Origin of the sequence: Flavobacterium plurextorum (genome assembly GCF_002217395.1) — a bacterium.
Classification (GTDB): Bacteria; Bacteroidota; Bacteroidia; order Flavobacteriales; family Flavobacteriaceae; genus Flavobacterium; species Flavobacterium plurextorum.
Window position 1 is genome coordinate 34,638 of sequence record NZ_MUHD01000018.1, and the last position, 20,419, is coordinate 55,056.

Annotated in this window: 18 protein-coding genes; 7 read left to right on the top strand and 11 right to left on the bottom strand. The window is 33.8% G+C overall.

Features of this window, described 5'->3' with window-relative positions:
• Positions 1–145 precede the first annotated feature (145 nt).
• The 5 genes from B0A81_RS10650 to B0A81_RS10670 all read left to right on the top strand — a co-directional run bounded on the left by B0A81_RS10650 (position 146) and on the right by B0A81_RS10670 (position 5,900).
• Complete coding sequence (locus tag B0A81_RS10650; protein ID WP_089058023.1) at positions 146–1,510, top strand: PSP1 domain-containing protein; 1,365 nt, start codon at positions 146–148, stop codon at positions 1,508–1,510.
• A complete protein-coding gene (locus B0A81_RS10655) occupies positions 1,494–1,973 on the top strand; it encodes a gliding motility lipoprotein GldH (protein WP_089058024.1) in 480 nt (159 codons plus the stop codon). Before B0A81_RS10650 ends, B0A81_RS10655 begins: the two co-directional genes overlap by 17 nt.
• A 9-nt stretch (positions 1,974–1,982) precedes the next feature.
• Complete coding sequence (locus B0A81_RS10660; protein WP_089058025.1) at positions 1,983–4,289, top strand: penicillin-binding protein 1A; 2,307 nt, start codon at positions 1,983–1,985, stop codon at positions 4,287–4,289.
• A 168-nt stretch (positions 4,290–4,457) separates the two neighbouring features.
• Positions 4,458–5,156 (top strand): CoA transferase subunit A, encoded by a 699-nt coding sequence (locus B0A81_RS10665; RefSeq protein WP_089058026.1) that lies wholly within the window; start codon positions 4,458–4,460, stop codon positions 5,154–5,156.
• 87 nt (positions 5,157–5,243) lie between these two features.
• Positions 5,244–5,900: a CoA transferase subunit B gene (locus B0A81_RS10670; RefSeq protein ID WP_089058027.1), complete on the top strand. Its 657-nt coding sequence runs from the start codon at positions 5,244–5,246 to the stop codon at positions 5,898–5,900.
• Positions 5,901–6,063: 163 nt separating this feature from the next.
• Here B0A81_RS10670 and B0A81_RS10675 read toward each other — a convergent pair whose 3' ends face one another.
• Positions 6,064–6,594 carry a DUF6646 family protein gene (locus tag B0A81_RS10675; RefSeq protein ID WP_089058028.1) on the bottom strand — a complete coding sequence of 177 codons (531 nt, stop codon included), beginning with the start codon at positions 6,592–6,594 and terminating at the stop codon, positions 6,064–6,066.
• A gap of 46 nt (positions 6,595–6,640) precedes the next feature.
• A complete protein-coding gene (locus B0A81_RS10680; protein ID WP_089058029.1) occupies positions 6,641–7,375 on the bottom strand; it encodes a metallophosphoesterase family protein in 735 nt (244 codons plus the stop codon).
• Positions 7,376–7,515: 140 nt separating this feature from the next.
• Between B0A81_RS10680 and dinB the strand changes: the two genes are divergently transcribed.
• Positions 7,516–8,598: a DNA polymerase IV gene (gene dinB / locus B0A81_RS10685; protein ID WP_089058030.1), complete on the top strand. Its 1,083-nt coding sequence runs from the start codon at positions 7,516–7,518 to the stop codon at positions 8,596–8,598.
• A 100-nt stretch (positions 8,599–8,698) separates the two neighbouring features.
• Positions 8,699–9,199 (top strand): PAS domain-containing protein, encoded by a 501-nt coding sequence (locus B0A81_RS10690; RefSeq protein WP_089058031.1) that lies wholly within the window; start codon positions 8,699–8,701, stop codon positions 9,197–9,199.
• A 166-nt stretch (positions 9,200–9,365) separates the two neighbouring features.
• Here the strand turns inward: B0A81_RS10690 and B0A81_RS10695 are convergent, their stop codons facing one another.
• The 9 genes from B0A81_RS10695 to B0A81_RS10735 all read right to left on the bottom strand — a co-directional run bounded on the left by B0A81_RS10695 (position 9,366) and on the right by B0A81_RS10735 (position 20,414).
• A complete protein-coding gene (locus tag B0A81_RS10695; protein ID WP_089058032.1) occupies positions 9,366–10,970 on the bottom strand; it encodes a fumarate hydratase in 1,605 nt (534 codons plus the stop codon).
• A 71-nt stretch (positions 10,971–11,041) separates the two neighbouring features.
• Positions 11,042–11,770, bottom strand: a complete 729-nt coding sequence (locus B0A81_RS10700) for a hypothetical protein (RefSeq protein ID WP_089058033.1) — start codon at positions 11,768–11,770, stop codon at positions 11,042–11,044.
• Positions 11,771–11,921: 151 nt separating this feature from the next.
• A complete protein-coding gene (gene tnpA / locus B0A81_RS10705) occupies positions 11,922–12,383 on the bottom strand; it encodes an IS200/IS605 family transposase (RefSeq protein WP_089058034.1) in 462 nt (153 codons plus the stop codon).
• 286 nt (positions 12,384–12,669) lie between these two features.
• Positions 12,670–14,109 carry a nucleoside recognition domain-containing protein gene (locus B0A81_RS10710; protein ID WP_089058035.1) on the bottom strand — a complete coding sequence of 480 codons (1,440 nt, stop codon included), beginning with the start codon at positions 14,107–14,109 and terminating at the stop codon, positions 12,670–12,672.
• Between the two features lie 112 nt (positions 14,110–14,221).
• The gene (locus B0A81_RS10715) at positions 14,222–15,295 is read right to left on the bottom strand and encodes a winged helix DNA-binding domain-containing protein (protein WP_089058036.1); all 1,074 of its coding nucleotides are present in this window, start codon (positions 15,293–15,295) and stop codon (positions 14,222–14,224) included.
• 73 nt (positions 15,296–15,368) lie between these two features.
• Positions 15,369–16,082, bottom strand: a complete 714-nt coding sequence (locus B0A81_RS10720) for a 3'-5' exonuclease (RefSeq protein WP_089058037.1) — start codon at positions 16,080–16,082, stop codon at positions 15,369–15,371.
• A gap of 156 nt (positions 16,083–16,238) precedes the next feature.
• Positions 16,239–16,715: a methylated-DNA--[protein]-cysteine S-methyltransferase gene (locus tag B0A81_RS10725; RefSeq protein ID WP_089058038.1), complete on the bottom strand. Its 477-nt coding sequence runs from the start codon at positions 16,713–16,715 to the stop codon at positions 16,239–16,241.
• Positions 16,716–16,918: 203 nt separating this feature from the next.
• Positions 16,919–17,734, bottom strand: coding sequence for an SDR family oxidoreductase (locus B0A81_RS10730; protein ID WP_089058048.1), 816 nt, complete (start codon positions 17,732–17,734; stop codon positions 16,919–16,921).
• A gap of 283 nt (positions 17,735–18,017) precedes the next feature.
• Entirely contained in the window at positions 18,018–20,414 is a 2,397-nt protein-coding gene (locus tag B0A81_RS10735) for a M28 family peptidase (protein ID WP_089058039.1), read from the bottom strand.
• Positions 20,415–20,419: the final 5 nt, after the last annotated feature.

Consider the following 20,419-nt stretch of genomic DNA (forward strand, 5'->3'; position numbering starts at 1 on the left):
CTATTTTGTGTTAAACAGAACAGGTTTTTTTATTTTAGACGTCTTATAATTCAAACGATAAAAAGCAAAATAAAAAAAATACTATCTTTACCGATCAAACGTTTATGAACTTAAGTTGCTTTTTTGCAACACTACATATATAATTATGGCATGTACAAGTTGTTCAACCTCTGATGGCGGCGCACCAAAGGGTTGTAAAAATAATGGGACTTGCGGCACCGATAGCTGCAATAAATTGACGGTTTTTGATTGGCTTTCGAACATGAGCCCGTCTAATGGAGAGGTGATTTTTGATTGTGTTGAGGTTCGTTTTAAAAACGGACGTAAAGAGTTTTTTAGAAATTCAGAAAAATTAAGTTTAAGTATTGGCGATATTGTAGCAACTGTTGCTTCGCCGGGACATGATATTGGAATTGTTACTTTGACAGGAGAATTAGTTAAAATTCAAATGAAGAAAAAAGGAGTAAATCCGGATAGTAACGAAGTTCCGAAAATTTATAGAAAAGCATCTCAAAAAGATATTGATATTTGGTCTGTAGCACGTGATCGTGAAGAACCAATGAAAGTTCGTGCACGTGAATTGGCAATTCAGCATAAACTTGAAATGAAGATTTCAGATATTGAATTTCAAGGTGATGGTTCAAAAGCTACTTTTTATTACACGGCAAATGACAGAGTCGATTTTAGACTTTTAATTAAAGATTTTGCAAAAGAATTTAGTACAAGAGTTGAGATGAAACAAGTTGGTTTTCGTCAAGAAGCTGCTCGTTTGGGCGGAATTGGATCTTGTGGAAGAGAACTTTGCTGTTCAACTTGGTTAACAGATTTTAGAAGTGTCAACACATCGGCAGCACGTTACCAGCAGCTTTCATTGAATCCGCAGAAATTGGCAGGACAATGCGGTAAATTAAAATGCTGTCTAAACTATGAGTTAGATACATATATGGACGCATTGAAAGATTTTCCAGATTACGACACTAAATTAGTGACTGAAAAAGGAGACGCAATCTGCCAGAAACAAGATATTTTTAAAGGATTAATGTGGTTTGCTTATACCAATAATTTTGCAAATTGGCATGTTTTAAAAATTGATCAGGTAAAAGAAATTATAGCTGAGAATAAACAAAAAAATAAAGTTTCTTCATTAGAAGATTTTGCAATTGAAGTAACTTCAGAACCTGAAAAAGACTTTAATAATGCAATGGGTCAAGAAAGTTTAACTCGTTTTGATCAGCCGAAAAGAAAGAAAAAACCAAGTCGCAAGCGTAAGCCAAATGCTGAAAATGCGATTGTTGCAGCTCCTGAAAAAGCACAGCAAGCAAATAATAAGCCTGCTGGAGGAAATTCGAATAAGCCAAACAAACCAAACAATTCGAATAAGCCAAATCATCAGAATAAGCAGCAGAATCCGAATAAAGGAAATAACTCGAATAAGCCAAATTCAAATGAAAATAAAACGGCAGAACCTAGAAAACCTATAATTATTACAAAAAATGAGAATAAAAAATAGCGGAATTCTTTTTTTGGCAGCGATACTTCTTTTTTCGTGCGATAAAAAAAGAGTATTCGATGAGTATAAATCTGTTGGAAGTGCTTGGCATAAAGACAGTATTATAACTTTTGATCTGCCAGTTTTAGATTCTACCAAAAAATACAATTTGTTTGTAAATTTGAGAGACAATAACAATTATCCGTTTAATAATCTGTTCTTAATTGTAGCTTTAGAAACACCAAGCGGTTTTACAAAAGTGGATACTTTAGAATATCAAATGGCAAATCCTGATGGAAGTCTTTTAGGAAACGGTTTTAGTGATATTAAAGAAAGTAAACTTTTTTACAAAGAAGATGTAAAGTTTAAAGGAACCTACAAAGTTCATATTAAACAAGCGGTTAGAGAATCAGGAAAAATACCTGGTGTTGAAGCTTTAGATGGTATTACAGATGTAGGTTTTAGAATAGAACAAAAAGATTAGAAAATAGTTATGGCTGCTAAGAAAAACAATCAAACAAATAGCGTAAAAGATATTAATTATTATAAAAAGAAGTTCTGGAGAGTTTTTGCCTATTCCTTATTAGGTATTCTAGCTTTCTTTTTATTTGCTTCTTGGGGACTTTTTGGCTCAATGCCTTCATTTGAAGATTTGGAAAATCCAGATTCTAATTTGGCAACCGAGATTATCTCTTCTGATGGAGTTGTAATTGGTAAGTATTTTAAAACCAATAGATCACAGCTTAAATATTCAGATTTGCCAAAAAGTTTAGTTGAAGCTTTGGTTGCAACCGAAGATGCTCGTTTTTATGAACATTCAGGAATCGACGGACGCGGAACTTTAAGAGCGGTATTTAGTTTAGGTACAAATGGAGGTGCAAGTACATTAACACAACAGCTTGCAAAACAATTATTTCACGGAGAAGGTTCTAAATTTCTCCCTTTTAGAATTGTACAAAAAATAAAAGAATGGATTATCGCCATTCGTCTGGAACGACAATATACCAAAAATGAAATTTTGGCCATGTATTGCAACGTTTACGATTTCGGAAACTATTCAGTAGGAGTTAGTTCTGCCGCACAAACCTATTTTTCAAAAGATCCAAAAGATTTAACTATGGACGAATCGGCTATTTTAGTCGGAATGTTCAAAAACTCAGGATTATACAATCCAGTTCGTAATCCAGAAGGAGTAAAAAATCGTCGTAACGTAGTGCTTTCTCAAATGGAAAAAGCAAAAATGATTACCGAAGCTGAAAAACTGAGATTACAAGCTTTGCCAATTTCATTAAAATTTAAGTTAGAAAGCCACCGTGAAGGAACGGCTACTTATTTTAGAGAATACCTTCGTGACTACATGAAAAAGTGGGTTGCTGAAAATAAAAAACCAGACGGATCAGATTATGATATCTACAAAGACGGTTTAAAAATATATACCACAATTGATTCTAGAATGCAGTTACATGCTGAAGAAGCAGTTTCTGAGCATATGAAAAATCTGCAGCAGCAATTTTTTATTGAAATGAAAACCAATAAAAATGCGCCTTTCGTAAACATTACGCAAGCTGAAACTGATCGTATCATGATGCAGGCGATGAAAAATTCTGTTCGCTGGGCTCAGATGAAAGACATGGATAAAAGCGAAGAAGATATTATTGCTTCTTTCAAAGTAAAAACAAAAATGCGCATCTTTACTTGGAAAGGAGAACGTGATACGGTAATGACTCCATTGGATTCTATTCGTTATTTCAAGCATTTTTTACAATCAGGTATGATGGCCATGGAGCCGCAAACTGGAAACATTAAAGCGTGGGTTGGAGGAATTAATTATAAATATTTCCAATACGATCACGTTGGGCAAGGAGCAAGACAAGTTGGTTCTACTTTTAAACCTTTTGTTTATGCAACCGCAATTGAACAATTAAATATGTCTCCTTGTGATTCAATTCTTGATGGACCATTTATGATTCATAAAGGACGTCATAATGTTACTGCAGATTGGGAACCAAGAAACTCTGACAACAGATACCGCGGAATGGTAACTTTAAAACAAGGTTTGGCAAACTCTATCAATACGATTTCTGCAAAATTAATTGATCGTGTCGGGCCAGAAGCTGTTGTAGAGTTAACGCATAAATTAGGTGTAAAAACCGAAATTCCTGCACAACCATCTATCGCACTTGGAGCCGTAGATATTACAGTTGAAGATATGGTTGCGGCTTACAGCACATTTGCCAATCAAGGAGTTTATGTAAAACCACAATTTTTAAGCCGTATTGAGAATAAAAGTGGTGAGGTTATTTACGAACCAATTCCAGAATCTCATGACGTTTTGAATAAAGATATTGCTTTTGCTGTAATCAAATTATTAGAAGGAGTTACTGAAACTGGTTCTGGTGCACGTTTGCGTACAGAAGGCGGAGGAAGCGGAGATAACCGTTGGACAGGATATCCGTATATGTTTAGAAATCCAATTGCAGGTAAAACAGGAACGACACAAAATCAATCAGATGGATGGTTTATGGGAATGGTTCCAAATTTAGTAACCGGAGTTTGGGTAGGTTGCGAAGATCGTTCGGCTCGTTTTAAGAGTTTAACTTACGGGCAAGGAGCAACAGCGGCATTACCAATTTGGGGTTATTTCATGAAACTTTGTTATGCTGATCCAGGACTTCAAATTTCTAAATCAGAATTTGAGCGTCCAGCAAATCTTTCTATAAAAGTAGATTGCTACAGTAGACCTGCCGTTGTAAAAGACACAACACAGACAGAACAAAATACAGACGAATTCGAGTTGTAATTTAGTCTCTTTTTAAAATATAAAATATCCTTTTGCAGCTTTCAAATTTGAAAAATGCAAAAGGATATTTTTTTTGGATGGGTTGATTTTATTTTTTACGAAATCGATATAAATTAATCTAAAAATCTTATTTTTATCAAAAATATACGATAATAAAGACCCTTTGTTATGATAACAAAAAAAGTAAATAATGTTCAGGAAGCAATTGATGGAATAAAAACTGGAATGACAATTATGTTTGGCGGTTTTGGTCTATGTGGTATTCCTGAAAATACTATTGCGGCTTTAGTAGAAACTACAATTTCAGATTTAACTTGTATTTCGAACAATGCCGGAGTTGATGATTTTGGTTTAGGATTGCTTTTGCAGAAAAAACAAATCAAAAAAATGATTTCATCTTATGTGGGAGAAAATGCTGAGTTCGAGCGTCAGATGCTTTCGGGAGAATTGGAAGTAGAGTTAACTCCGCAAGGAACTTTAGCAGAACGCTGTCGTGCAGCACAAGCTGGAATTCCTGCTTTCTTTACGCCTGCTGGTTACGGAACCGAAGTTGCTGAAGGAAAAGAAGTGCGCGAATTCAACGGTAAAATGCACATTATGGAAGAAGCTTTTAAAGCTGACTTTGCCATTGTAAAAGCATGGAAAGGTGACGAAGCTGGAAATTTGATTTTTAAAGGAACGGCCAGAAACTTCAATGCTTGTATGGCGGGTGCAGGGAAAATTACAATTGCAGAGGTTGAAGAATTAGTTCCAGTTGGAACTTTAGATCCAAATCAAATTCACATTCCCGGAATTATGGTACAGCGTATCTTTCAAGGTGAAAAATTTGAAAAAAGAATCGAGCAGCGCACTGTTAGAATTAGATAATTAGAAAATGTGATAATTAGATAATTATTAAGATAGTGCAACGTTTGGCATTATCTAATTGTCTAATTTCCAAATTGACACATTATTATGGGACTTAGTAAAGAAGATATCGCAAAACGAATTGCGAAAGAAGTAAAAGACAGGTATTTTGTGAATCTAGGAATTGGGATTCCGACCTTGGTTGCAAATTATGTTAGGGAAGATATTGCAGTTGAATTTCAAAGTGAAAACGGCGTTCTCGGTATGGGACCTTTTCCGTTTGAAGGTGAAGAAGATGCAGATATTATCAATGCAGGAAAACAAACTATAACAACACTTCCAGGTGCGAGTTTTTTCGACTCCGCTTTTAGTTTCGGAATGATACGCAGTCAAAAAGTTGATTTAACTATTTTGGGTGCAATGGAAGTTTCGGAAAATGGAGATATTGCAAACTGGAAAATTCCAGGTAAAATGGTAAAAGGAATGGGAGGCGCAATGGATTTAGTAGCTTCCGCCGAAAATATCATCGTTGCTATGATGCATGTGAATAAAGCAGGAGAATCAAAAATACTAAAAAAATGTACTTTGCCATTAACTGGCGTAGGATGCGTTAAAAAGGTTGTAACTGAGTTGGCGGTTCTCGAAGTAACAGAAAAAGGTTTTAAGCTCTTAGAACGAGCGCCAGGCGTTTCTGTCGAGCATATCATTGCTTCAACGGAAGCTGATTTGATTATTGAAGGAGAAATTCCTGAAATGGCAATTTAGATTTTAAATCGAAAGGTACATGATACTTTATTGTAACGCTCCTTAATCTCGCAAAGACGCAGAGGTGCAAAGTATATAAAAGAAAAAAACCGCCAATAAGGCGGTTTTTTTCTTTTTAAAAACTTTGTCCCTTTGCCACTTTGAGCCTATGGAACTTAAAAGCTTAATCTAAATTGAAAGAAGCCCCTAAGCTAAAAGTCGTTTGATTATTTAAGTGATCAAAAACACCATCATTACTTCCGTATTTTGCAATTGGAAATCCAATTTCAGTAAAAACTCCAAAACCATCTGTAAAGAAATAACGTCCTCCAATGTGACCTCCAAAATTATGTAATCCTAGGCTTAAACCTGGATAAACATCTAATTGTTCTACACCAATAACACTGCTTAAATTAGCATTAATTCTTGCTTTAGCATCAAAACGATCTTGAAAATCTGGTTTGTAATCGTTGTAAGGAGTTGGATTGTTATGGTAAAAGCCAGTAAAATTATCTACACCAAGTAAATAATTGGCAACAAAACCAAAAGAGAAATTTTCTCCTAAACCAAAATCTACAGACCCTTGAATTCCTGAACCTCCATCTTGTATATTAGCACCAACGTTTACTTTGATATCTCCTTTTCCTTTAAAAGCCTGCTGCGCCTGAGTAAACCCAAATGTTACTAAAAACAAAAATGTAATAACCTTTTTCATAAAACTTAAATATTAATTATTGAGTGCAAATTTAATTTTTTAGGTGCTAATTCCTACCTTTTTCATCGGAATATAATTCGTTCAGCGGATCACTCTGCCAGAATTCTTTAGTATCAATGTCCATAATTGTCAACGGACCTTTGAAAGCAGCACCAGTGTCAACATTCCAAACACAAGCCCTTTGTACAGGAACAGTCTGTCCAATTCTGGTAACAGGAGTATGCCCAATATAGATTTCTTTATAAACTGTAAAACGCTTAGGATAGTACAAATCATCTGGTTTTAAGTTTGGATCTAATGAAAGCGCGGTTTCCCATAATGTTCTATCCCAATAAAAAAGTTTCGGAAAGTATTCCCAAACAACACCGTTTAAATTAGTAAAACCAGCATGTACAAATAGACGATTTTGATCATCTAAATAATAATCCTTAAGTGCTTCTAAAAAAGCAATATGTGTTTTCTTTTTTTCTTCAGATACTTTAGCGTAACCTTCAACAGTAGCTCTTCCGCCATGTTTGTACCACATTTCTTCATCAAGGTCATCATGTCTGTTTTCAAGCCATTCAAGAGCCAATTGATCGTGATTTCCTCTAATGCAGATGCAGTTTTGTTTGCTTTTTAGATCAATCAAATAATCAATCACTTCTGCTGACTGACTCCAGCCGTCAACATAATCACCTAAAAATATAAGAGTATCTTTTGTAGTAACTTGAGCTTTTTTCATCACTTGCTCAAGTGCGAGTAATCCTCCGTGTATGTCGCCTATAACAAATGTTCGCATTTTAAAAAATTTCGGGTATTAACTACAAAAATAATTAAAATGATTTGTTTGGAATCATTTAGTTGTTAATCTTTAAAAATTGATACTATTTATAACAGTAGAAGCTCTCTAGTTATAGGTTTCCTGTTTAAATTTGCATCATGTCAGACTCGTCAACATATCGAAAAATTATTCATATTGATATGGATGCTTTTTATGCTTCTGTCGAGCAGATGGACAATCCGATGCTGAGAGGAAAACCTGTGGCAGTTGGAGGTTCAGAGAATAGAGGAGTGGTTTCTGCGGCAAGTTATGAAGCTCGAAAGTTTGGAGTTAGAAGTGCGATAAGCGGAGTTTTGGCCAAGAAATACTGTCCAGATATTATCTTTGTTCCTTTAAGATTTGATCGATATAGAGAAATCTCTAGTAAAATTCATAAGATCTTTCATGAATACACAGATTTAGTTGAACCGCTTTCGCTGGACGAAGCTTATCTCGATGTTACTCAAAATAAAAAAGGAAATCCCAGTGCAAGTTTATTGGCACAAGAAATTCGATTTAGGATTTTAAATGAAGTTGGTCTAACCGCTTCGGCTGGAATTTCAGTTAATAAATTTGTTGCTAAAATTGCCAGTGATGTCAACAAGCCAAACGGGCAAAAAACGGTAAATCCGGATGAAATTTTGAGTTTTCTAGAAGAACTGCCTATTCGGAAGTTTTATGGTGTGGGAAAAGTCACAACAGAAAAAATGTATCAGTTGGGCATTTTTACAGGATTAGATTTAAAAAACAAATCGCTGGAGTTTCTTGAAAAACATTTTGGCAAGTCAGGGACTTTTTATTACCATGTTGTTCGAGGAATTCATAACAGCGAAGTAAAAGCATCTCGTATAACTAAGTCTGTCGCGGCCGAACATACTTTTGATGTTAACTTGTCATCTGAAATTTTTATGCTGGAGCAGCTTGAAAAAATTGCCGCTTCACTAGAAAGGCGGTTGAAAAAGCATAATATTTCAGGAAAAACAGTTACACTAAAAATAAAATACAGCGATTTTACACAGCAAACTAGAAGTAAAACACTGCCTTATTTTATTTCAGATAAAAGTTTAATTATTGAAATTGTTGAAGAATTACTATATCAAGAAAAAATGAAAGATTCAGTGCGACTACTGGGGATTTCTTTAAATAATTTAAATACCGAAGAAAAAAAAGCAGTTGTTGTACAGTTAAAGTTTTCGTTTTAAGAAGATTAATAATTGATTAAAATTGTTTTTGTTTCTTTATTTGTGATGAATTTTCTTCTTATATTTGAATTGAAATTTTGATAAAATCAAATATCTAAGCATGAAAACAAACTTATCTGAGGAAGCTTCGGATCGTAATTCAGTTCCTATTTTAGCATGGGATTTTCATTGTGAGTATTTTAGAGAACTGAAATTATTTCTTGCAGATTTAAAAAGAATGAATAAAATCTCCAATCAGTTCGTTTGGAATCAGGAAAACTTTGATATTGAAGAACGCATCACAAACGAAGTTGTTTTGGTTACAGATCTAAATTTGAAAATCATTTTCGCTTCAAATGGAATTAAAAAAATGACTGGTTATACAGAAGATGAGGTTTTAGGAAAAACACCAAAAATGTTTCAAGGACCAGCCACATCAAAAGTTGTTTTAAATGAAATAAGAGAAGCCATAAAACAGCAAGTTCCGTTCAATAAAACCCTTGAAAACTATAAAAAAGACGGAAAAGTATACAAGTGCAGCATTGATGCAATACCTGTTTATAATCTAAAAGGCAAAATTTCTCATTTTATAGCTTTCGAAAAAGAAGATAAAAGTGCTTAGTTTTAGGCTCAAAGATCCAAAGTTGCAAAGGCTCAAAGTCACTAAAGAAAATCATAAAAGGGTACACACCTTTAAGTTATAGTAAAAAAGAAACCGCCAATTGGCGGTTCTTTTATTTAAAATCTTAGGAGCTCAGAACCATAGTTCCTTAGCATCTAAAAAAAAACTATAAATTTTCAAAGAAGTCATTTCCTTTATCATCAGTGATAATAAAAGCTGGGAAATCTTTAACGGTAATTTTTCTAACCGCTTCCATTCCTAATTCTTCAAAATCAACAACTTCAACTTTTAGGATATTATCTTGAGCCAAAATAGCTGCCGGTCCGCCGATAGAACCTAGATAGAATCCACCGTATTTATGACAAGCATCCGTAACCTGTTTAGTTCGATTTCCCTTTGCAAGCATAATCATGCTTCCGCCATGTTTTTGGAATTCATCAACATAAACGTCCATACGTCCCGCCGTAGTTGGTCCAAAACTTCCTGAAGGCATTCCTTCTGGTGTTTTTGCTGGTCCAGCATAATAAACAGGGTGATTTTTAAAGTATTCCGGCATTGGTTTTCCTTCTTCAAGCATTTCTTTAATTTTAGCATGTGCAATATCACGCGCTACAATTACAGTTCCGTTTAACTTTAAACGTGTTTTGATAGGATATTGAGATAGTTTTGCAAGCATATCTGCCATTGGCTGATTCAAATCAATTTCAACCGGAGCTTCTAAATGTGGAGCTGTTTCTGGTAAAAATTGTTTTGGATTCACTTCTAATTGCTCAACAAAAATTCCGTCTTTCGTAATTTTTCCTTTGATATTTCTATCTGCAGAACAAGAAACTCCTAATCCAACTGGACAAGAAGCAGCGTGACGAGGTAAACGAATTACACGAACATCATGCGTGAAATATTTTCCTCCAAACTGAGCGCCAATAGCACTTTCCTGGCAAATTTGCTGTACACGTTCTTCCCATTCATGATCACGAAACGCTTGACCAGCCATATTTCCTGAAGTTGGTAAATGGTCATAATATCCAGCAGAAGCTTTTTTAACAGCACTTAAATTCGCTTCAGCAGAAGTTCCTCCAATAACCAAAGCTAAATGGTATGGCGGACAAGCTGAAGTTCCTAAATCTTTAATTTTTGCACGGATAAAAGCATCTAAAGATTTATCGTTTAATAAAGATTTAGTTTGTTGGTATAAATACGTTTTATTTGCTGAACCTCCGCCTTTAGCCATAAATAAGAACTCATAAGAAGCTCCTTTTTTAGCATAAATATCAATTTGAGCCGGAAGATTTGAACCTGAGTTTTTTTCTTCAAACATCGAAATTGGAACGATCTGCGAATAACGTAAATTACGTTTTTGATAGGTATTAAAAATTCCTTTACTTAACCACTCTGCATCATCAACACCAGTAAAAATGCTTTCACCTTTTTTTGCCATTACAATTGCAGTTCCGGTATCTTGGCAGCTTGGCAACTGTCCTTCGGCAGCAACCGAAGCATTTTGAAGCAAATTGTAAGCCACAAAACGATCATTATCTGTAGCTTCAGGATCGTCAAGGATTTTTCTTAATTTCTGTAAATGCGTCGTTCTAAGCATAAACGAAACATCAGTTAAAGCTTCTTCAGCCAATAACTCTAAACCTTTTGGGTCAACGGTAAGAACTTCACGTTCTCCAAATTGTTCCACTTTTACAAAATCAGAAGTGATTTTGCGGTATTGCGTATCATCCTTTAAAATAGGATAAGGATCTTGGTATATAAAATCAATCATTGCTTTGTTTTTTACAAAGTTAGAAATTATTTACCTAAGAAAGAATTTGAATAAGAGTTGTTTTTGGGTGTTTATTCTCGTTTGTGAAATTCGTCAAAAGGCACTTTTTTCTCGAAATAAACCTTGTCTCTGACAGAAACTAATTCCTTTTTCCATTTATTTCCGTTTAATCGAAAAGCAATTGAGTCAGAATGTGAAACAGTTCCCATATCATCATTATCGTCTTCAGGGAAATAGGTTACGGTTTTACAATAAAAAGACTCTGGATTAGATTTTGCATTAGGATTGTCAAACTCAACCCAGCTTCCCCAACCGCCATCGACCATAGAATCCCATTCATGAACCAGTTGTAAGTCTCTGTTTTTTAAATAAAACAAATAATTATTTTGACTATAACTGCAGGCAGGATACCCAAAAGTAATTTGAACAAAAGGAGAATTTTTGGAAGCTGTCGAACTTAATCCATATCTTGCTCCCCATTCAGATCCTTTATCAACGCCTTTAATTGAAATTTGTGAATCGGTAACTTTAGTTTTGTTCACATAAAAATCAAGACGGTATTTTGCAGTTACAATGCTGTCTTTATCTGCCGTTTGATTTAGAAGATGCGCCAAAATAAAATTGCTTTTTGAGGTTTCTTCTCCCTCAGCAATTGAAATAGTATCTGTTTTTAGAAAATGTTCTTTTACAGAAGCTGTTTCAGTTTTAGGTTCCGCAGTTGTACTCGTAAGTTGATTTTCAGATTTTGGTTTTTGGCAGCTTATTAAAAGCAATAAAAATAAAAGAGCTTGTGGTTTCATTATTTTAAATCGATATTATTTTAAATGTTCCTTTTTAAGTAAAGTTATAGTTTCAATATATTTAAACTCATTCCAACAGAATAAGCCAAAGGCTCAATTCATATTTATAGAGCCGGACTTCCGTCCAGTTTACAATGATTTTAGATTCAAATTATATTAAGTTTTGAAAAACATGTTTTTGTTCAAATTTGACGTTGAATTTTTCCAAGAAAGAAAAGTATTCATCTTTAAAATTTTGTTTTTTATGGTGTTCTTCTTGATTTTTGATGTATTTATAAACAGCATCAATATGAGACTGACTATAGGAAAAAGCGCCATAGCCTTCCTGCCATTCAAATCTAGAAATTGTTAATTGATTATCATTAATGTATTTTGAAGATTTTCCTTTTACAATTTTCATTAATTCAGAGATAGAAACGGTTGGCTTTAAGCCGAAGAAACAATGAACATGATCTTCTGTTCCATTTACAATTATTGTTTTGCATCCAGTTTCATTGATTAGATTTCCAATAACACCTAATATTTTTGATTTACATTCAACGGTAATAAGCGCTTCTCTATATTTAACTGCAAAAACGGCCTGAATATAAACTTGATGAAAGGTATTGGACATATCGCTGTAATAATTTTAATTGCTAAAATAATACAAAATACCTTACAAACTTATTGATTCAATCTCAAATTTATTTTAAACTGGACTGAAGTCCAGCTCTACAAAATAAATCATTCCTTCGGAATTAAAAAAACTGATTTAAGAACAAACAATATTGTAAGGCTGGACTGAAGTCCAGCTTATACAGAATAAATTGGTTTTTCAAAATCAAGAAAAGTGCGAGAGCACGAACAATATTGTAGGGCTGGACTTCAGTCCAGTTTAAACAAGATGTAGGATCAATTAGTTAAAAAAACCAAGTAGCCACAAAAATTGCCGTAATCACACAAATCAAATCAACCAAAAGCATTGTTCCTAAAGCGTAACGTGTGTTTTTGATATTTACAGACCCAAAATAAACAGCGATTACATAAAAAGTACTTTCGGCGCTGCATTGAAAAATACTGCTTAATCTGGCCGTCAATGAATCTGCTCCAAAAGTATTCATCGAATCAATTAAAAATCCTCGAGATCCCGCTGAGCTAAATGGACGAAGCATTGCTACAGGCAAAGCATTGGTAATTTCTTTACTCACACCCATATTCGAGAATATAAAGGCAATTCCATTACTTATAATTTCAAATAAACCACTGTTTCTAAATAAAGAAATAGCAACTAACATACCCAATACATAAGGAAAAATCGTAACACCAGTTTTTACACCATTGTTTGCTCCAACTACAAATGTTTCAAAAACGGTTGTATTGGCATCCGTAAATTTTTTCTCGTGAATGAATGAAAAAATCAAAGTAAAAGCGATAATTGCAATCAATATCAAACCAGAAAGGTTAGAAGTAAAGTAGTTTTTTCCAATTAAATCTAAATGATTTACATACATCAGTAAACCAACAATTGCTGCTATTAATCCCATTAATACAATTAAAAGAGAAGCACTTTTAAAGTTGATTTTTTGTTTAATTCCCACAATTAAAAAGGCTGCAATTGTGCCAATAAAAGATGTAATGATACAAGGCAGCATAACATCCGCTGGATTTGTTGCATTAGCCGCTGCGCGATATCCAATAATTGAAGTCGCAATTAATGTTAACCCAGAAGCGTGAAGACACATAAACATAATTTGAGCATCGCTCGCCTTGTCTTTGTCGGGGTTTATTTCCTGTAAACTTTCCATGGCCTTAAGTCCAAATGGAGTTGCAGCCGAATCTAATCCTAAGAAATTAGCAGCAAAGTTTAAAGTCATATAAGATATTGAGGGATGATTTTTAGGAATACTCGGAAACACCTTTACAAATACAGGACTTAATACTTTAGCCAGTCTTCCAGATGCTCCAGAAACAATTAAAAGCTCCATTAATCCGCAGAAAAAGGCTAGATAAGCCATAAGAGGCAGAATTAAATCAAGTAAAGTAGTTTTACAAGTTGGAAGTAAACCATCAGATTTTTGAAGACCGCTGAAAATTTTTACTGTTTTGTTTTTATAAACATAAGTTGTGTCAGCATTAAGCGTATCACGATTGATAATCATCGTTTGATCTGGCGCTTTTTTAATGCTGTCTTTGATAAAAGCAGGAAGTTGTTCAATGTATTTTTCTGAAACTAAAATCGGATCATCTTTCTTTCCATTTAAGACAGAATCAATAGTATAAGTATTGACAGTAAATAAACTTACTACAATAAAGACAATCGAAGAAATAAAAATCACTAACCAGAATCTGCTTAATACCATAATGCTAATTTTTTTTGTAAATGTAATTATTTAGGGATAATATGCACAAAGATTTTATAATCGAAAGATGAAGTATCTCTCACAAGTAATAATCATTTAGTGAAATTTTGATTTATTCAATGATAATTTTGGTCTCGAGATAATTTTCAAAAGCTTTAATTTCTTTCAAAAGCAGTTCTTTTTTTGCGCTTTTGATTTCACTAAAAAATTGTGTTTCAATTTTTGCGTGATCTTTTTTGATCGTTCTTTTCCATGTTCCAATAACCTTTCCGTTTTCCATAATTATGGGTTTAAAAATACCGTTATTGGTAAAGGCTTTAGCTTGATGTTCTAATAAAATTGAAGCTTCACGAGTTTTATACGAAATGAGAATTTCATCAAAAGCAGGAAGAAAATGTACGCTTTCGCGGAAAATATTCTCATTAGAAACATCAGAACCAAACCAATAAGTTTGATTTTCAATTTCAACTGAATTCAATTCTGATGCGATTGAATGAATTGCAATTTTGCAGACTGTTGGTGAAAAACCAGACCACCACGAGAAATCTAGTAAAGTTGCCGGGCCATGACTTTCGAAATAACGTTTTGCTAATTTTACTAAGCCTTCTTCTTTTGTAAGCTTAGTATTTGGTCGTTCAACACGTTCTTCAAGAAGTGCGTATGTAATTTGTCTGCCATTCATTTTTCCATTACAAACCAAACCATCGAGTTCTGCATTCATCATAATTGCGGCACTTAGAAAATCTTCTTTGGAAGTTTTTTTAATGCCTAATTCCTGCATTATTTCATCTCGTGTCAAATGATTGTTTCTAGCCAATAATTTTTCAATCGAAGTATTAATCTGATCTAGTTTTTTGGAATCAAAACCATATTTCTTTGTGGCTGAAGCGGTGAATTTTTTTACCTGTGGTGCCGAAAGATCCAGCATCCAATAAATATCGTCTGCCGAAACTAAATGCCACGTAGGTCTTAAAATATGGGTTCTGATAATCTTGCCAGAATCTAAAGCTTCTTCAATTTCCTTTTCAGATGCATCACATCGAGATCCCACAGCCCATTTTGCCATGGCATAATCTTGAGCTTGCATCGCACCTAAATATTGTACAATTTCTTGTGGAGAACATTTAGTTGTTTTGTAAAGTTTTTGAGAAACAAGACGATAGTGAGAAATTTCTGAATGTGTCATTTTTAAAATATCAAAATTCTAATAAATTTAAACTTTGCACCTCTGGTCCTTTGTGTCTCTGAATCTTAAAAAATTAGACATGAATAATTTCATCGTCAATCAATAAATCTTCGCGACGCAGACGGAGAAAAATCTGTGCAACGGCAATAGTATCTTTTTCACAATACGTTACAATTCGATCAATATCTTTTTCTACATAAAACACATGAGCAACTTGACTGCCGTCAATATCTCCTTTTGGCGATGGAACGCCTAGAATTTTAGTTAGTAATTTTAAAGATGTAAAATGTTTATAATCGCCAAACTTCCATAATTCTAAAGTATCTAAATGCGCAATTTCCCAAGGCTTTTTACCAAACAAGTTCAGTTTGTCTGGAATTGCAATTTGGTTGATAATCATTCGGCGAGCTAGAAACGGAATGTCAAATTCTTTTGCATTGTGTCCGCACAAAAGATGCTGTGGCTGGTTGAAATGATTGTTTAATAAATTATTAAAGTCTTTCAAGATTTTTTTCTCTTCTCCAAAAAAAGAAGTCACTCTAAAATTACGTATATCACCTTTAATTGTAAAATAACCGACAGATATACAGACGATTTTTCCAAATTCGGCCCAAATTCCGGCACGATCGTAAAATTCTTCTGGAGTAAAATCGTCTTTTCGCTGATATTGCGTTTTATGATCCCAAAGTAATTGCATTTCTGCATCAAGCGAATTGAAATTTTCTTCTTCTGGAACGGTTTCAATATCAAGAAAGAGAATGTTGTTGAGGTTTATTTTTTCAATCATAATTTTGTGGCGAATTACACTAATTTTTTATGAATATAAATGTAAACAATTTTGATTTTATGATAAGAAATATAGTATGATTTCGAGTAGTTTTATGAAACTGAATTTAAAATGTTTTTAATTCGTGTCAATTTGTGAAATATGTGGCAAAAAAACTTAAAATAAGCTTTGTTGTAAAGATGGGCTTTCGTGTTCAAGAAGCCATTTTTTACGAGATAATCCGCCTGCATAACCTGTTAAAGAACCATTTGTGCCAATAACACGATGACAAGGAACTACAATCCAAAGCGGGTTCTTTCCATTTGCCGAAGCCACTGCGCGAATCGCTTTTATATCACCTAATTTTTTGGTTTGATCCATATAACTTACTGTTTTTCCATACGGAATTTCAAGTAATGATTTCCATACTTTTTGTTGAAACTCGGTGCCTTTTGGATTTAGTTTTAGATCAAAATCGGTTCTTTTCCCTTCAAAATATTCTTGGAGCTGCAAAACAGCTTCCTGCAAAACGTCTGGAATTGTTTTAGAAATCTCATTGCTGTCAATATCTGAAACTGAAATTACTGAAACACCATGTTCATCTCCAATAATTTTGGTGATTCCTAAAGGTGAATTAATGTAAACTGTTTCCATGATTTTTTTACTCCAAAGGTGCAAAGGTATATCGCAAAGTTCGCAAAGTTTTTTTTAACCATATAAGATTTTATGTAAGTAATTTAAGTTTTTGTTCGTTTTACTAAAGTTCGTAAAATTTACACTATTGTCACTCTGAGCGAAGTCGAAGGCTTATGAAAACAAAAGGACTTCGACTTCGCTCAGCCTGACATTCGTCGTCTTTAATAATTCTCCAGTTTAAATTGATAGTTTAATTCGTTTTCAATTTTTTCGCTTGAAATAGTCTTTTTTGTATCTGATTTTTCAGAACTGAATATTGGCAAAACTAAATTCAATTCTTTTGCTTTTTGAGTGTAATATTCTTTTCGCGAAGGGTGAAAAGGAGCCGCGGCATTAAAAACTTCATTCCATTTTGATTGTGTGATGATTGTTTCAATTATGCCAATGCAGTCATTTTGATGAATAAGATTTACCGGCGCATCTGCGTTTTTAAGATTTTCTTTTCCGGCTAAGAACTTTACAGGTTGTCTGTCAGCTCCAATTAATCCGCCGAAACGAAGTATTGTGGTTTCGAAGTTTTGATTTTTTTGAAGAATCTGCTCTGCCAAAAGCAATTGACGACCGCTTTCGGTTTCTGGATTTGGGTTTGTTTCTTCTGTAATTAAACTGTTTTCATCGCCATATACAGAAGTTGAGCTTACAAAAAGCACTTTTTTGATTGCTTTATTTTCTATAAAAGGAATTAGGTTTTCGATTTTTTTGACAAAAGTTTTATCGGAAGATGCAGAGTTATTTTCTCTTAATTTGGGCGGAATATCAATAATTAAAATTTCACTTCCGTCTAGAAAATTGTTTATGCTTTCTGAGATTTCCTCGCTTTCAACGGTAACTAAAAAAGGATTTATACTGGCATTTTCTAAAATAGAAAGCTTATGTTCGGAAGTTGTTGATCCTTTTACGGAATTTCCTGTTTCAATTAGTTTTTTAGCCAGAGGTAAACCCAGCCAGCCACAGCCTAATATACTTATTTTTGCCATTTTCATGTAAAGATTCAAAGTTGAAAAAGCTCAAAGTTAAAACTTATAAAAGACTTTTTCATGACTGCCTTACGATTGTTTCAGAATGTTTGCAAGAAGAACCAAAGATCGAGTATAGATAATTTCTAAAAAAAAACAGGGCAGTACTTAATTTAAAAGTCTGCCCTGAGATTTAATTTTCGACTAAAGTTTTTAAACTTTAAAGTATAGGATTTTTATCACCTTGTGGCTTTTACTAAACAGCTCCTAAACGATTCCTTGAAATATTCGTCACCATAATAAACTATTGTTGTTTAATAACCGGTTTTAAACTGTCTTTTGCAATTATGGTAGAATCTTTCACAGCTGCTGCCGGCGGTAAAACTGGTGCAGGAGGAGGTGTATATCGTTTTATTTTTTGTTGTATTAAAACCGCATCATTTAAAACAAAAGGAGTCGGCATCATCCAATTGCTTCTTGGTTTGATTTTAAGTAATGGATTTGCTAACAAATCAAAAGAACTCTCAATTAAATCCATATCAAAAATAGACGATTTGTTAATGTAGAAATCTAAAACTAGAGGCTCATTGCCCACAACATAGTAACATAAAAGACGCATTCCTTCTCGTTCTAAACGATTTCCTTTTTCTCCAGAAGTCGAAACTCCATTTGCCTTAAAGTTGTAAAATGTCATTTTTGGGTTAGCATAAATATCGTAGCGGTTTACTTTTCGATTAGGAGTAATTTTAATTTTTAAATATCGATTATTGCCCACAACGCTGTCTTTTATGAAAGAAATAGTTGGTTTTGGCACATCGACAACTGGAGCAATTGCGCTGTATGTAAAACCAGAGCTGTATTTACTGCTTAAAGGAAGATTATTTAATCCAGGAGCTTTTTGGTTTTTTTCTCCTAGATAAGCTTTTGTCCAATCATCTAGATTTACATCGTAAGTAGCCCACATAGCAGAATTTGAGTTTGCATTGTATATGTATAACAAACTGTTTGATTTTGCTTTTCCTGGTTCATATCCTGAATGATAGCCTGCGTAAACGAAAAACCCGATCGAGCAGACAAAGAAAACGATAAGCCAAATACCTTTTTTTAGGAAAGAATTAAAAACAGGAAGCAATAATCCGAAAAGAAGAACGGTTAGAACTGCGCTTCCAAAAAGTATTTTTAAGCCCAAACCAATTGGGAACATCACAATAAATGGTGCTACAATTGCCAATGCAGGAATACTAAAAATCAAGTTTAAACCTAATCCTGAATATTGAGTAAAAACGTAGATTGCGAATGACAATATTCCAAAATAAACAGGAATAATTAAAAATCCTGCACCAGTTAAGCTGTTTGCTAAAAAGGCATTTATAATAATCCAAAGCAATAAAGGAGCCGCAAAATGATTCATAGTTGCTTTTGCATCTGAAAAATGATGATAAAAGGCGAAACAAATAGCAATGCTAAGCGTTACAAATGCTCCAATATAAGCGTGACCATTATAAGTGAATCCGTTTAGTAAATCAGAATATTGCGGATAGATTTCTAAGATAATTTTCCAACCTAAAAAAGTAACTAATCCAGCCGTAATTATAGATCCTAAAAGCGGAACAAACCCTTTGAATATTTCTCTAAAAGTAATTATACGTTTTGCTTTTCCAATGAAAATAAGAATAATCAATAAACCTAAAGCAATTAGAGTCATTGGAGCAACCCATGAAAAAGGATAGCTTATAAACGAAAATGGAACATTGAAATAGACATTATCCTCTGATGAAGAAGTTTTGTTTAAATCTGTGTTTGAAAAGTATTTTAGCAAAGGCATTAAATAAGAGCCTTGATGCGCAAGTGTTGTTTTGCTTAAATGGTGAATATCATCTTGCTGCGTATGATAATTGTAATGCCCGTCGATAAAAGCAAAGTTGAATCCTTGAATATTTCCCTGCTCTCTAAAAACAGTTAAATCAGTATCATTTGGCAGCATTTTATAGATGCTGTACATTAACGAGTTAGAAACAGGATAAGCAGTTTTTGCTTTCGAAAATTCTTCAACAAGCGTTTGATTGCCTTTGTTTGTTTCCATTAACATATAACTTGGTCCTGAAGTTCCTCTAGCTTCAAAGTTTAAAACTAGACCAACATCTTTGGCCCAAGGATGTTTGTTTACAAAAAGTGCGGCACCATTTAAACCTAATTCTTCAGCATCTGAAAAAAGAATAATAATGTCATTTTTTTGAGGCTGTTTAGAGTATAAAAAAGCACGAATTCCTTCTAGAATTGTAGCTACGCCCGATGCATCATCACTTGCTCCTTTTGAAAAAGAGTGCGGAGCACTGTCGTAATGCGATAAAAGTAAAAGTGCTTTAGTATTATTTGTACCCTTAATACGGGCTAAAATGTTTTTTGATTTTACTAAAAGACCTTTGTCGTTTAGTGTAAAACCTTCTTGAACACTCGTTTCTAAACCAATTCGATTAAGTTCAAGCTTAAGATAGTTTGCTACTAATTCATGATTTGTTGACCCAACATAATGTGGTTTTTGAGCGATAATCTGCACTTGATTGAAGGCTCTTTCAGTTGAAAAATCGGCAAGAGCTTCATCATTTTTTGACAGCCATTGCGGCATCATTGCGGCATAAATGATACCTAATATGGTTAAAATGCAGACTACTGCCAGAATTGAGGCTGGGTTTTTTTTCATGATGA

What these genes read in the sequence shown, in the direction of transcription:
- B0A81_RS10680 (WP_089058029.1), bottom strand. Translation starts at nt 7,375, where the DNA reads ATGCGAACATTTGTTATAGGCGACATACACGGAGGATTACTCGCACTT.
- B0A81_RS10670 (WP_089058027.1), top strand. Translation starts at nt 5,244, where the DNA reads ATGGGACTTAGTAAAGAAGATATCGCAAAACGAATTGCGAAAGAAGTA.
- tnpA (WP_089058034.1), bottom strand. Translation starts at nt 12,383, where the DNA reads ATGTCCAATACCTTTCATCAAGTTTATATTCAGGCCGTTTTTGCAGTT.
- B0A81_RS10660 (WP_089058025.1), top strand. Translation starts at nt 1,983, where the DNA reads ATGGCTGCTAAGAAAAACAATCAAACAAATAGCGTAAAAGATATTAAT.
- B0A81_RS10715 (WP_089058036.1), bottom strand. Translation starts at nt 15,295, where the DNA reads ATGACACATTCAGAAATTTCTCACTATCGTCTTGTTTCTCAAAAACTT.
- B0A81_RS10665 (WP_089058026.1), top strand. Translation starts at nt 4,458, where the DNA reads ATGATAACAAAAAAAGTAAATAATGTTCAGGAAGCAATTGATGGAATA.
- B0A81_RS10675 (WP_089058028.1), bottom strand. Translation starts at nt 6,594, where the DNA reads ATGAAAAAGGTTATTACATTTTTGTTTTTAGTAACATTTGGGTTTACT.
- B0A81_RS10725 (WP_089058038.1), bottom strand. Translation starts at nt 16,715, where the DNA reads ATGGAAACAGTTTACATTAATTCACCTTTAGGAATCACCAAAATTATT.
- B0A81_RS10720 (WP_089058037.1), bottom strand. Translation starts at nt 16,082, where the DNA reads ATGATTGAAAAAATAAACCTCAACAACATTCTCTTTCTTGATATTGAA.
- B0A81_RS10735 (WP_089058039.1), bottom strand. Translation starts at nt 20,414, where the DNA reads ATGAAAAAAAACCCAGCCTCAATTCTGGCAGTAGTCTGCATTTTAACC.
- B0A81_RS10695 (WP_089058032.1), bottom strand. Translation starts at nt 10,970, where the DNA reads ATGATTGATTTTATATACCAAGATCCTTATCCTATTTTAAAGGATGAT.
- B0A81_RS10690 (WP_089058031.1), top strand. Translation starts at nt 8,699, where the DNA reads ATGAAAACAAACTTATCTGAGGAAGCTTCGGATCGTAATTCAGTTCCT.
- B0A81_RS10710 (WP_089058035.1), bottom strand. Translation starts at nt 14,109, where the DNA reads ATGGTATTAAGCAGATTCTGGTTAGTGATTTTTATTTCTTCGATTGTC.
- B0A81_RS10655 (WP_089058024.1), top strand. Translation starts at nt 1,494, where the DNA reads ATGAGAATAAAAAATAGCGGAATTCTTTTTTTGGCAGCGATACTTCTT.
- B0A81_RS10700 (WP_089058033.1), bottom strand. Translation starts at nt 11,770, where the DNA reads ATGAAACCACAAGCTCTTTTATTTTTATTGCTTTTAATAAGCTGCCAA.
- B0A81_RS10650 (WP_089058023.1), top strand. Translation starts at nt 146, where the DNA reads ATGGCATGTACAAGTTGTTCAACCTCTGATGGCGGCGCACCAAAGGGT.
- dinB (WP_089058030.1), top strand. Translation starts at nt 7,516, where the DNA reads ATGTCAGACTCGTCAACATATCGAAAAATTATTCATATTGATATGGAT.
- B0A81_RS10730 (WP_089058048.1), bottom strand. Translation starts at nt 17,734, where the DNA reads ATGGCAAAAATAAGTATATTAGGCTGTGGCTGGCTGGGTTTACCTCTG.